The organism is Chlorobium sp. N1 (genome assembly GCF_004332115.1).
In the GTDB taxonomy this organism is placed as follows: domain Bacteria; phylum Bacteroidota; class Chlorobiia; order Chlorobiales; family Chlorobiaceae; genus Chlorobium.
On the sequence record NZ_SJPA01000007.1, the window covers coordinates 70,786 to 82,500 of the forward strand.

9 protein-coding genes and 2 pseudogenes (1 of these 11 only partly in view) are annotated in these 11,715 nt (G+C 61.1%); 7 read left to right on the forward strand and 4 right to left on the reverse strand.

The genetic code is table 11. The annotated features are described in order from the left end of the window. Positions 1–74: 74 nt before the first annotated feature. A complete protein-coding gene (locus E0L29_RS09175) occupies positions 75–1,526 on the forward strand; it encodes an aminoacyl-histidine dipeptidase (RefSeq protein WP_131358033.1) in 1,452 nt (483 codons plus the stop codon). Between the two features lie 9 nt (positions 1,527–1,535). Here E0L29_RS09175 and E0L29_RS09180 read toward each other — a convergent pair whose 3' ends face one another. Continuing rightward, a complete protein-coding gene (locus tag E0L29_RS09180; RefSeq protein WP_131358038.1) occupies positions 1,536–1,799 on the reverse strand; it encodes a hypothetical protein in 264 nt (87 codons plus the stop codon). 324 nt (positions 1,800–2,123) lie between these two features. Further along, on the reverse strand, positions 2,124–3,170 hold the full coding sequence (locus tag E0L29_RS09185) for a type IV toxin-antitoxin system AbiEi family antitoxin (protein WP_242664349.1): 1,047 nt from the start codon (positions 3,168–3,170) through the stop codon (positions 2,124–2,126). A gap of 186 nt (positions 3,171–3,356) precedes the next feature. On the opposite strand from E0L29_RS09185, the gene E0L29_RS09190 reads away from it, so the two are divergent. The 6 genes and pseudogenes from E0L29_RS09190 (at position 3,357) to E0L29_RS09215 (ending at position 7,067) form a co-directional block, all read left to right on the forward strand. Continuing rightward, the gene (locus E0L29_RS09190; protein WP_131358108.1) at positions 3,357–3,809 is read left to right on the forward strand and encodes a hypothetical protein; all 453 of its coding nucleotides are present in this window, start codon (positions 3,357–3,359) and stop codon (positions 3,807–3,809) included. 114 nt (positions 3,810–3,923) lie between these two features. Next, complete coding sequence (locus E0L29_RS09195) at positions 3,924–4,259, forward strand: BrnA antitoxin family protein (protein ID WP_131358041.1); 336 nt, start codon at positions 3,924–3,926, stop codon at positions 4,257–4,259. Continuing rightward, positions 4,258–5,868, forward strand: a pseudogene (locus tag E0L29_RS09200) (ATP-binding protein); the annotation flags it as partial. The gene E0L29_RS09195 and the pseudogene E0L29_RS09200, both read left to right, overlap by 2 nt. Before the next feature lie 61 nt (positions 5,869–5,929). Continuing rightward, positions 5,930–6,278 (forward strand): annotated as a pseudogene (gene rhuM / locus E0L29_RS09205) (RhuM family protein); the annotation flags it as partial. Positions 6,279–6,498: 220 nt separating this feature from the next. Continuing rightward, positions 6,499–6,657 carry a hypothetical protein gene (locus E0L29_RS09210; RefSeq protein ID WP_207387780.1) on the forward strand — a complete coding sequence of 53 codons (159 nt, stop codon included), beginning with the start codon at positions 6,499–6,501 and terminating at the stop codon, positions 6,655–6,657. A gap of 182 nt (positions 6,658–6,839) precedes the next feature. Next, a complete protein-coding gene (locus E0L29_RS09215) occupies positions 6,840–7,067 on the forward strand; it encodes a DUF4236 domain-containing protein (RefSeq protein WP_131358050.1) in 228 nt (75 codons plus the stop codon). A 236-nt stretch (positions 7,068–7,303) separates the two neighbouring features. Here the strand turns inward: E0L29_RS09215 and E0L29_RS09220 are convergent, their stop codons facing one another. Together E0L29_RS09220 and E0L29_RS09225 are read right to left on the reverse strand one after the other, a co-directional pair. Beyond that, positions 7,304–8,509, reverse strand: a complete 1,206-nt coding sequence (locus E0L29_RS09220; protein ID WP_131358053.1) for a DUF3322 domain-containing protein — start codon at positions 8,507–8,509, stop codon at positions 7,304–7,306. Next, a protein-coding gene (locus E0L29_RS09225) for an ATP-binding protein (protein ID WP_131358055.1) crosses the window boundary here: on the reverse strand, positions 8,506–11,715 show its 3' portion. It continues 159 nt past the right edge of the window; the window shows 3,210 of its 3,369 coding nt (coding positions 160–3,369); the start codon falls outside the window, past its right edge; the stop codon is at positions 8,506–8,508. The genes E0L29_RS09220 and E0L29_RS09225 overlap by 4 nt, the downstream gene beginning before the upstream one ends.

The following is an 11,715-nucleotide window of genomic DNA, read 5'->3' on the forward strand; positions in this document are numbered from 1 at the left end:
CTCCCTTCGGAGGGAGCACGGTCGGGGAGTCGGCCGCTGTAGGGGGAATATAACACTAAAATCATCCGAACTCCATGCACTGCGATCTTCTCGAGCTCGAACCGCGCCCCCTCTGGCGCCATTTCCACCGGCTGACCCTTACGCCGCGACCCTCCGGCCACGAGGAGGCGGTGCGCGCGCTCGTTACGGGGTTCGCCCGCGATCTCGGACTCGAGGCATTCGTGGACCGCGCGGGCAACGTCGTCGTACGCAAGCCGGCGACGCCGGGAATGGAGTCCCGTCCGGGGGTGGTGCTCCAGGCCCATCTCGACATGGTGCCCCAGCAGAACGCCGGCGGCACGCACGATTTCGTAAACGACCCGATCGAGGCGTACGTCGACGGAGACCGGGTGCGCGCCCGCGGCACCACGCTCGGCGCCGACAACGGCATCGGCGTTGCGGCCATCCTGGCGGTGCTGGAATCGGATTCGATCGTGCACGGCCCGCTCGAGGCGCTCTTCACCGCCAACGAGGAGGCCGGCATGACGGGCGCGCTCGGCCTCGAGGCGGGCACCCTCCGCGGCTCCTGTCTCCTCAACCTCGACTCGGAGGACGAGGGCGAGCTCTTCATCGGCTGCGCCGGCGGGCTCGACGCCACGTTCGCCTTCAGCTGCACGACCGGGCCCGCTCCCGCCGGAAGTCTCGGGTTCCGGGTCCGGGTCCGTGGGCTCCGGGGCGGCCACAGCGGGATGGACATCCATCTCGGGCGCGGCAACGCCAACAGGCTGCTCGCCCGGCTGCTGCTGGCGGGCGAGGGGCCCCACGCCATGCGGCTCGCCTCGCTCGAGGGAGGCTCGCTGCGTAACGCCATCCCGCGCGAAGCCGAGGCCCTGGTTGCCGTCCCCGAAGAGGCTGCCGAAGGGTTCCGCTCCACGCTTGGTGGGCTCGCCTCCTCCCTCCGCCTCGAGCTCGAGGCGGCAGACCCCGGCCTGCAGGTCGAGATCCTTCCGGCGGCAGCGCCGGAGCGGGTTATGGAGGGCGGGGCGGCCTCCCGCCTCCTGAAGGCGATCGACGCGTGCCCGAACGGGGTCTCGCGGATGAGTGCCGAAATGGAGGGGCTCGTCGAGAGCTCCAGCAACCTCGCCGTCGTGCGTACCGGAGGGGAGCGGGCCGCTGTCGAATGCCTGCTCAGGAGCGCATCGGAGGAGGGGATGGAACGGCTGGAAGAGATGTTTACGGAGGTGTTCGCGGGAGCGGGAGCGGAGGTGTCGTTCAGCGGAGGGTATCCCGGCTGGAGGCCCGACCCCTCCTCGCGCCTCGTCGGGCGCATGCGGGATATCTACCGCGGGATGCACGGCCGTGAGCCTAAGCTCCGTGCCGTGCACGCGGGGCTCGAGTGCGGCATCATCGGCGCTGGGTACCCGGAACTCGAGATGGTCTCGTTCGGGCCCACCATACGCCACCCGCACTCGCCGGACGAGTACGTCCTCACCCCCTCCGTCGGGAGGTTCTGGGAGTTCCTCGTCCGGGTGCTCGCCGGGCTCTGAGGCCGCGCTTCAGACGCGCGGCGCTTGAGGCGCCTGCGCCTTCTTCGGCACGAGGGCCTGCGTCACGCCCTCCAGCACGCGGCTGTAGGTCCTGAGCATGCCCACCGACATGTCGAGCGACACGCGCGCGACCGGTACCAGCACCGCCGTCGCCGCCCTCACGCCTCCCGCCACCAGATCGATCTGCAGCTGCACGAGCCGTGCCGCCATGTCCACGAGGCCGCCGACCGGGCCCCGTCCCTGTCCTGTCGATTGTTCTGCCATGGTATCCATCGTTTAGTCGTTGTCGTAGCCACTTTTTTGTTCAGCAGCCCGCGTACTGCTCCGGGCTGATACCACCATAATGCGAACGGGGCGCTGATAGTTTGGCTCCATGTCCTCCCGCCCTGGATTTTCCGCTACAGGGCGGTGCGCTCTTCAGGCCGGGCGTATGGGGAGGGCGGTGGGGGGGGCGATCCCTTTGGGGAAATCTCCATGTGTGTATTGGATATGCTCAGAAACGTATGTCGCGGGCGAACGCTCCCACTACGAAGAAGCGTATCCCGAGTTCCCCGGCGGCATCGGCAATGTGCTTCAGTGCCGATATGCTTTCCCCGGTCAATCTTCCCGGAAATATTCCGTGAGCTGCCGTTCATAGATGACCTTTGCGGTTTCCATGGTTCTCTGGTCGCCTATCGCGAGCAGGTCGGCGTACACAAGAAAGGGGTGGACGGTATCGTCTTCCTGCCGCTCCTTCTCCCTCATCCAGAACCTGTCGAGTATCTCCACGTTGCCGCGGGGGTCTTTTTTAAGCTTGTTTGCCACCACCAGTTCCGCGATGCGGTTCCTGTTGGTATAAAGCGTCGCGGTTTCCGGCTTCAGGTACCCGGTCAGTTTCCAGGCGGCGACCTCTCCCCCCCACTGGGCGGCGGCGGTATCCAGCTGAAGCCCTTTCCACCACTCCCGTTCTCCATGAAAGCGTCCGAGGAGGAGTTTCTGCCGGAGGGTTTCAGCGTAGGCGGCTGCCCACTGCCCGAAGAGCTCTTCCCGCCGGACGAGCTTCTTTTCCCGCTTATGCGCCTGGACGATGAACCCTCTTTCGGCGAGTCCTGCCATGGTGTTGGCTGCGGTCCCGAGGGCGACGCCGGCCGTTTCGGCGATGTCGCGATACGGTTTGCCGGCGAGCTCGGGCCTGCAGAGCAGCGTAAAGACGATTTTCAGCCCGGCTCCCCTGAAGATGCGTCCGGTACGGGGAAGGGGGGCCTTTTCAGCAGGTTTTTTCCCTGTCGTCCAGATCAGCACGGGGGGGTGGTTTATGAAGGCATTTCCGGCCGTATCGACGAACTGTATGCCCGCCTCCTTGAGGCGTGCCGCGGCTTCCGGCGCGACATACCCGGCGGCCAGAAGGAGGGGGTGGGTGCCACGGTCCCGCTGGAGAAGGAGGTGCGCTTCGTCCGTCTTCTTGAAATGCTTCATCTCTTCGACCCGCCAGACAAAGGCAGTTCCGAGCAGCCTGCCTTCGGCCTGCAGGAGAGGCTTCCCGGTTCGGCCCTCCTGGACGGCCTCCAGGGTGAACTCCAGCGGAACGAGCGTCTCAAGCGTCTTCATCGCCTTGATGAAGAGTCCCTCGTCGTTCCGTGTGTGTGTTTCTTTGCGGCGAGCCATCGTCCCAACCCCCTTTTTTTGTTCAACTTTTGCCATCGTTCAATAATATTGAACATGAGGGATTTATGAACAAAAGGGTGTTCTTTTTTTCGGCAGGTACAGCCGATGTCCTACCCTCGCAGGTATTTTCCCCTTCAGAAGCATTTCCCCTCAAAGGGTCGACCGACCACAGATACCCCCATGCATATGAAGAAGATCCTCTACCTCGACATGGACAACACCCTCGTCGATTTCCGTTCGGGCATCGACGCCCTGAAGCCCGACGACCTCAGGAGATACGAGGGGCGTTACGACGACGCGCCCGGCATCTTCCGCCTGATGGAGCCGATGGAGGGCGCCCTGGAGGCGTTCGGGGAGCTCTCGATCCTGTTCGATACCTACATCCTCTCGACCGCCCCGTGGGAGAACCCCTCGGCCTGGAGCGACAAGCTGCGCTGGGTGAGGAAGCATCTCGGCAACGCCGCCCGCAAGCGGCTCATCCTCTCCCACCACAAGCACCTCAACATCGGCGACTACCTCGTCGACGACCGCCACGACGCCAACGGGGCCGACCGCTTCCAGGGGGAGCTGATCCATTTCGGGGGCATCGCCTACCCCGACTGGCGGAGCGTCACGGAGTACCTGGCGGGCGAGGCGTGAGGTGGGCCGATGCCCATATTTCGCCGGCGTTCGTTATTATTGGACAGGGGGAGCAGGTTTTCGAACAGCAGACAGTCCGGTTCCTTCGGTACCGGTAGGTCGGGGAGGCAGGTGATGCGGAAGAAAGAACATATCGTCAGATACACGGATGAAGAGCTCCGGGCAAAGCAGCAACGGGGTGAGGACAGAAGCGACTGGAAGCGCGCAGCGGCCCTCACTGCTCCGGAAATTGAAGCCGCCATTGCTGCCGACGAAGACGAGGCGGGAATGCATATTGACTGGTCTACTATCACCGTAGAGCAGCCCCGTCCCAAGAGCGTCCTCAATATGCGGGTCGATTATGAGGTTCTGGCGTTCTTCCGTAGTCAAGGCAAGGGATATCAGAAAAAAATCAATGCGGTGCTGCGCTCTTATGTAATGCAGATGCAGAAAGAGAGGCACGCCAAATGAATTCAAGAGCGACCGCAAGCGGCTGCCGGAGGCGGATCTGATTGCGGCGGTTGTTTCACTCGCAAACACTGAAGGCGGTGATTTGTTGCTCGGCGTCGAAGATGACGGTGCTGTGACCGGCTTGCATGAAGAGCACCTAAACATTGCCGGCCTGCCGGCGCTCGTCGCCAACCGGACAAACCCGTCACTATCCGTCAGGGCTCAGAAACTTAGCGTTGTTGGCCATGATATTGCAAGAATCGAGGTGCCCAAATCCCGCCAGATCGTAGCCGCCTCTGATGGAGCCTCCTATCGCCGCCGGATCAAGTTCGACGGCAAGCCGGAAGCGGTACCTTTTTACCCGCATGAGTTTATCCAGCGCCAGTCCGCAATGGGGCAGATAGACCCATCGGCATTATTGATCGAAGATCTGAATGCCGACCAATTCGACCCGTTGCAACGATTGCGCATTCGCAACTCCATCAAGAAATATGGCGGCGATAATGCTTTGCTTGGGCTCACCGATGAGGAACTGGATTCGGCGCTGGGACTCTGCCGAACTAATAATGGGGTACGTAAGCCCACTGTTACAGGGCTGCTTCTGCTTGGTACGGCTGAATTGCTGCGTAACCACCTGCCTGCTCATGAGGTTGCCTTCCAAGTGTTACGGGGTACCGATGTCCAAGTGAATGAATTCTATCGCACACCTCTCATTGAAACCTTTGAAGAGATCGAAAAGCAGTTCAGGCCATGGGTAGTTGAAGAAGAGATCCAAGTCGGACTGTTCCGGGTGCCGGTACCCAACTATGACCGGCGCGCTTTTCGCGAAGCCCTCGTGAACGCGCTGGTTCATCGTGATTTCAGCCGCCTCGGGGCAATTCATGTAAAAATCGGAGATGACGGGTTGTCAATCTCCAACCCCGGTGGATTTGTCGAAGGTGTTACCCTGGATAACCTGCTGGTTGCTGATCCCCGATCGCGCAACCCTCTTCTTGCTGATGCAATCAAGCGTATAGGCCTGGCCGAGAGGACCGGGCGCGGCATTGATCGCATTTATGAGGGAATGCTTCGTTATGGCCGGCCGGTACCGGACTACTCCCTTTCCAACGAGTATACCGTGACCTTGTTTCTCTCCAACGCCGCCGCTGACCTGGACTTTTTACAGATGGTGGTTGAGCAGGATGACAAGCTCGGGAACATGCCGATTGACTCACTCATTGTCCTCTCTCGGCTTCGCGAAGAGCGTCGGTTGACCACTGCCGACCTGGCGCCATCGGTGCAAAAGCCGGAACCGAGCGTGCGCGCCACCCTTGAGCGTTTGGTTGAAACCGGCTTTCTGGAACCGCATGGAACCGGCAGGGGCCGTACCTATACGCTCAGCGCCGCAATGTACCGCAAGGCAGGCAAGAAATCGGAGTACATCCGACAAGCCGGGTTTGCGCCCATTCAGCAGGAGCAGATGGTGTTGAACTACATCGATAAGCACGGCAGTATTAAGCGCGCTGATGTGATTGAGCTCTGCCATCTAACCCCGGATCAAGCATATAAACTGCTGTTAAGGTTGAAAAAACGCGAAGCAATTCAGCAAATAGGTGAGCGAAAAGGGGCTGTTTATGAGCGTAAGTGTTAATTTATGCGCTCGGCGCAAATATTTGCGCCTGTTTATGCGCAAGACGTATAACCCGAATGAAATCACAAAACACCTCAAAAACATCTTTGAAAGCGGTGAACTGGTTGAAAAAGAGGTTAGTTCCATTTTGGAACATACCACTCGGAGTTATGGAGGGTAAGACCCAGACGGTACGATCGAAACTCTATAACCTCGACGCCATCATCTCCATTGGCTGCAGGGTGAATTCAGCGACAGCAACCCGGTTCCGCCAGTGGGCGACATTGCACCTTCGTGAGTACATCGTCAAAGGCTTCACGATGGATGATGAGCGCCTCAAAGGCACTGGCGGAGGGCAATACTGGAAAGAGCTGCTTGAGCGCATCCGCGACATCCGCAGCCGTGAAAAAGCCCTCTACCGCCAGGTGCTTGCCTAATGAACAGCGCAGGTTTTTGAACAACGGGTGCCTATGTTCGTGCATATTGGAATGATATTCCATATCGCACGGATTATGAGGCAGAGGCCCTTGTCTTCAAGGCAACCCAGAAAATCAGCAGGGAGGATCGGCCCATGCCGGATGAAGAACGACAGGAGGGCGTTCGGTGCTCGCCGAGGTCTACCCTTCCCTTTGGAGCAGGCGGTATCCCCGCATGGACCGTACCCCCGACCAGCACGACGCATACTCGGTAGCGGCCTGGCTGAGGGAGGCGGACGGGGACGGGTCGCTCGGAGGGTATTTCAGACCTGATATGCTTCCGGGGCAATACGGCGAGGCGCAGCTCGAGGGGTGGATACTCGGGGTGAAGTGAGGCGCTATAGTGAATGGCGGGTGGGAAAAAAGGATAGATTGTTTTCTGCCGTGCATATTGGAACCGTTTTCCAATATGCACGCACCCCGTCGCTAAAGCCCGCCCCGTGGGACCTGAGCTGCTCCTTCCGTCCCTCTCTTTCCGCTCCCTGTCCGTTTTTTCAACCTTCAGACCTCCTCGTCATGGGATTCAGATTCTGGAGACGCCTGACCATCTTTCCGGGCGTTACGCTCAATTTCAGCCGCTTAGGCGTCTCCCTTTCGCTTGGGCCGAGAGGGGCGAAGGTGACGCTTGGTAGGAAGGGTACGAGGGTGACTGCGGGCATCTCCGGCACCGGGATGTCCTGGACGAAGAGGCTTGAGGGAACGCCCCCTTCAGGCGGCACTCCGCGGAAGGCGGAAAAAGAGTGAGCGGGTTGTTCCTGCAGCAGGGCTGTCGATGTCCGTCTTGTTGCGGCTGGATGAAGGGCGGGCGGCCCGGCCTGGTCCGCAGCTCCAGGCGGTCGGCGAATGCTGACTGGGGATTTTCCGGATTTCCTGCCGGGTGAACCGGCCCCCGGCGATAACCGGAAGCGGGGTGATTCCGGTTGTTCTCAGGAGGGCGTTCCCTCCTGCCGAAGAGGGGTGTCGTCCAGCAGGACGAGCGCTTATGCCGACGGGCTGTTGCTGTTTTCCAGGGCTTCAAGGAGCTTCGAGTAGCCTATTTTCTCCTGTTCAAGCCGTATGCGGTCGCCGAGACGGTTGTGGCGAAGATCGTCGTAGAGGGAGTGTTCACACTCGCTAAGCCGTGGAAGGGGGTCTGTTTCGGGGCGGGGTTCGCGTTCCCAGTACCTGCGGTGGGCGAGGAGGGTTTCCCTCTCCATGAGGAATGAGGACGCGTGGGGGAAATAGTGGCGGAACTGGTTCAGGATGGCGAAGCCGTGGGTGTCGATGTCGCCCCAGTAGTACAGGGCTTTGTCCTGGAGCCACTCTGCGGTTGCGAGGTTCCCGAAGCCGTAGCCTGCCCCGAAGATGACCATTGCGCCCGGGGTTGGTGGGAAGGCGAGAAAGTTGATTTCGTTCTCGGTGATGAAGACGGTTTCGACGGGTATGTTGAGCCGGGCGAAGTCGTCCCGGGTGAGGGTGATTTCATGGCCGTTGCCTTCAGGCAGTATGCAGAGGGCCGGATCGAGGATCCTGAAGCGTACCCGGAGGGGTTTGTCCAGGAACCCGTAGCGCTGGCAGAAGTTGGTTGCGCCGGTGGCTTTTTCGTTGATCGATCCGGGCGGGAGGGAGAGGTCGAAGAGTTCGGAGAGTGTGCCGCGGTGTTGTTCGATGAATTTGCTGTGTACGCCGGGAAGCTCTATCTGGCGGAGGTAGACGCCAGGACGGGGATGATGGCGCAGCCAGTCTGCGAGGCGCAGCATGGCAGGCCATGACTCGGAGTGTTCAAGGGCCCGGAGGGGGCGCCGGGCAAGCCAGGGGAGGAGGTCCGGCATCTCTTTTCGGCACCGCTTCACCATGGAGGCGAACTCGTCGGCTGCCCGCCGTTTGCCGATGAGGGCGAGGGCGTCATCCATCGTGTCGACCCATATCTCCGACGGGACGGTGTTGCTGCCGCGTACGCGGTGGTTGATGGTTTGCCAGACGATGCGATAATGCACGGCGGATGCCCTGAGCCCGGAGATCCAGTTCCGTACGTCGGCGAACCGGTCGGTGATTTCCCGTGAGCCGGGCTTTCTTAGCGTGATGCGCAGGGGGAAGAGTTCTCGGCCCTCAACCATCGTGGACAGCAGCGTTCCCCGGTTCCACTGCTTCAGCACCTGCTCCCTGATGTCTGCGGGTGTGGTCCACTCCTTTGTCGTTGTGCTCATCGGGAGATCTTCTGTTTTTCGGCGCGGTACTCTTCGATGCTGAGGTTGCGCAGCACGGAGGCGCGCCCTTCACGGTTGTGCACGAATCCCACGCTGGAGACGAAGGGTTCGATGATGTGGATTTTCTGCAGCGGGGTGACGATGAGCAGCTGGAGGTTGAGCTGGGCGAAGAGCTGCAGCCCGTAGTGGGCCGATTCGTCGGAGCCGCGGCCGAAGGCTTCGTCGATCACCACGAAGCGGAACGAACGTGACTGCACCTCGTCCATTTTGAGCCCGAACTGGTAGGCGAGGCTCGCTGCCAGCACCGTATAGGCAAGCTTCTCCTTTTGGCCGCCTGATTTGCCCCCGGAGTCGGCGTAGTGTTCGTGCTCCATATCGTCCTCTTTCCATCGCTCGCTGGCGGCGAAGACGAACCAGTTCCGCACGTCGGTCACCTTTGCCGTCCAGCGGCGGTCAAGGTCGCTGAACTCGTCGCGTCCGCGGAAGCGGTCGATGATGTTGCGTACCTGGAGGAACTTGACTTCGGAGTACTGGGCGTTTTCAGAGGCCGTGAGGGTGTCTTCGGTGCAGCTGCGGAGTTCGGCCTGGAACTCCCGTATGTCGGCATCGGGGGTCGGTTCCGCTTCGAGGCTGATGTAGCGGCCGGGGTTGTAGTCGATTTTCGTGAGCGAGCCGTTGATGAGCCCTATGCGTTCTTTGATGGTTTCGCGTTCGCGTGCAAGCTGCGACTGGAAGTTGGCTATCTCGCGGATGGTGTTTTCGTTGAGCAGCTCCTTGAAGCGCTTTTCGAAGCGCGGGAGGTCGTCTCCCCGGAGATGCTCGAGCATGGAGCTGTATTCGCCGGCAGAAGCGATGTTTGCATCGATGTCCCGCGTTTCAAGCGGCCACTGTCCGTTATACCTCGTCATCGCGCCGATGATCTTTTCGTTCAGGCGCGAGAGCTTTTTGTCTTCGGCGTCGATTCTCGATTGCAGCCAGTCGCGCATGTCCCGTTCGCGGTTGTCGCAGGATTCGACGGTGAGGGCGCGGCTCTCCTGCATTTCCTCCCGCAGCGCTTCAAGGCGGGAGAAGCGTGCGGAGGTTTCGGGGGATGCCTGGCCGGCCAGCTGGCGGGCCTCCTTCTCCATTTCCTTCGCGTCGCTGATCTTCTGCTCGCTCTTCGAGCGTCTGCTTTTTTGCTCGTCGAGCTGCTCTTCGGTTTGGCGGAGTTCCCTTTCGGTCTCTTCGAGCCGGGCGGTTAGGGTGCTGAGCAGGTTCGAGGTGGCTTCAAGTTCCTTTTTTTCAGCTTCGAGGCGGGAGATCGCCACAGCCACCGGCTGCCAGTCGATGTCGTGGAAGTCGGGATACTCGTCGAGGCGCGAGAGGATGGTGAGTCGCTCCTTGAGGAGCGTCTGTTCCTCCTGCAGCGTTTTCATCCGCTGCCGGTACTGCTCAAGCGCGCCGTTCTTTTTTCGGGCGTTCTCTTCCAGCGCGGCGATTTTAGCGGCGTTGTTCCAGCCGAGAACGTACCGGCTGCGGTCGTCGATGCGGTGCCGGTCGTCCTTTTCGTGGCGTTCGCCGGGCATTTTGACCTGCCCGGTCCACGTGATGGCTTTTTTTTCGCGACGGAATTCCTGCAGGCTGCTGCAGCAGACAGCGTCGAACCGGTGGCCGATCTCCCGTTCGAGCCAGTCGAAGAAGGGATAGCCCGGTTTGATTATGAGCTTCTGCGGCAGGCCGCCGAAAGACCCGGGCGCTGTTTCCCGAGGTGCCGGTTTCCGTACCCTGAAGTATACGAGGCGTCCCTTGAGATGGGTGCTGTTGACCCATTCGGCGACCTTGCTGTAGTGCTTCTCGGGCACGAGCAGCGAGAGGGCGAAGTTGCGCAGCAGGCGTTCGATGGCTCCTTCCCAGGCGCTCTCCTCCTGGCGCACCTGCAGCAGCTCGCCGGCGAAGGGCATCTCCGTTTCGTCGATAGTGAGCGCATGGCAGAGCTCCCGCCGCATGGCGACCTGCCTCTCGTCGATGTTGTTTTTCCTGGCCTTGAGGCTTTCGATTTCAGCCGCCAGCTCCCGGTACTCCATCGCTTCGCGCGTGAGCGAGACGCCCGTCTCGTTCAGGTCGTTCTGGACCCTGGTTTCCCGATCCACGGCGGTTTGCCTGAGGGCTTCGTGCCCGGCGCGCTGGCCGATGAACTCCTCGAGAGTCGCCGCAGGCGTTTCGTCGAGCGCCTTGAGCAGTTCTTCGCAGCGGGCGGCTTTCTGCTGTTTTCGCTCCAGCTCGTCCTGCTTCATGCGGATTTCAGCGGCGATGTTCTCGATTCTGTCGCCGCCATTTTCGGCGATGGTGCGGCGCAGGCTGCGTTCACGTTCCCGGGTTTCTCGCTGCTCCTCCGCAAGCCGTTTGATGGTGCTTTCATGGCGGTCGAGCTCCTCATGGAGGGCGGCAAGGCGGTGGTGGAGCAGGCCGAGTTTGAGCGATGCGAACCAGGGGCGCATGGCTTCGCGGCAGTCCCGCAGCTCAGTGGTGGACATTGAGAGCTCCCTGTGCCCTTCGCAGTCCTCGACGATCGGCGTGAGCATCTCGATCTGCTGCTTGGCCTTGAGCACCGCCTCATGCGAGCGGTTGAGGTCTTCGAAGTGGTGGATCAGGGCGGTGATGCGGGTTTCGACGTCGAACGCCTCAAGCATGTGGCTGCGTACGAAGTCGGTGAGGTTGCCTACCGATTTGAGCGAGACGGTCTGGTGGAACAGCTCGAGCGCCTGCTCGTTGTCGATGCCGAAGCGGCGGCGGAACCAGGCGCCGTAGGGCGGGAAGCTGTCGAAGAGATCGATTCCGTCCGCTTTCAGCCGTTTGCGCAGGTCGGCGATCTGTGGGCCGAATCCGGAGAAATCGCTTGCGATGGAGAGGTCGCGCTCCACGGCGGCATACATGCGGGCAGGCTGTCCGGAAGGATCCTTCATCCAGAAGACCTGGGCAAGGGTGACGGTCTTGTCGTAGCCCTCGTTGCGGAAGACCCCGAGGACGACCGAGTAGGTGTTGCTTTCGCGAAGGGCGACCGGTTTAGCGCCACCGCCGAGGGACTCCTGCCGCTCGGACTTGTAGAATCCGAGCACGTAGGAGCGCAGCGATCGTTCGCGGGTGTCGGCTCCGGCGGCCTTGTTGTAGGCGATGCGGTGGCTTGGCACGAGCAGCGTGGTGACGGCATCGACCAGCGTCGACTTGCC

Coding starts and splice junctions, on each gene's coding strand:
- E0L29_RS09185 (WP_242664349.1), bottom strand. CDS start 3,170: ATGGCTCGCCGCAAAGAAACACACACACGGAACGACGAGGGACTCTTC.
- E0L29_RS09175 (WP_131358033.1), top strand. CDS start 75: ATGCACTGCGATCTTCTCGAGCTCGAACCGCGCCCCCTCTGGCGCCAT.
- E0L29_RS09220 (WP_131358053.1), bottom strand. CDS start 8,509: ATGAGCACAACGACAAAGGAGTGGACCACACCCGCAGACATCAGGGAG.
- E0L29_RS09210 (WP_207387780.1), top strand. CDS start 6,499: ATGGACCGTACCCCCGACCAGCACGACGCATACTCGGTAGCGGCCTGG.
- E0L29_RS09195 (WP_131358041.1), top strand. CDS start 3,924: ATGCGGAAGAAAGAACATATCGTCAGATACACGGATGAAGAGCTCCGG.
- E0L29_RS09215 (WP_131358050.1), top strand. CDS start 6,840: ATGGGATTCAGATTCTGGAGACGCCTGACCATCTTTCCGGGCGTTACG.
- E0L29_RS09190 (WP_131358108.1), top strand. CDS start 3,357: ATGAAGAAGATCCTCTACCTCGACATGGACAACACCCTCGTCGATTTC.
- E0L29_RS09180 (WP_131358038.1), bottom strand. CDS start 1,799: ATGGATACCATGGCAGAACAATCGACAGGACAGGGACGGGGCCCGGTC.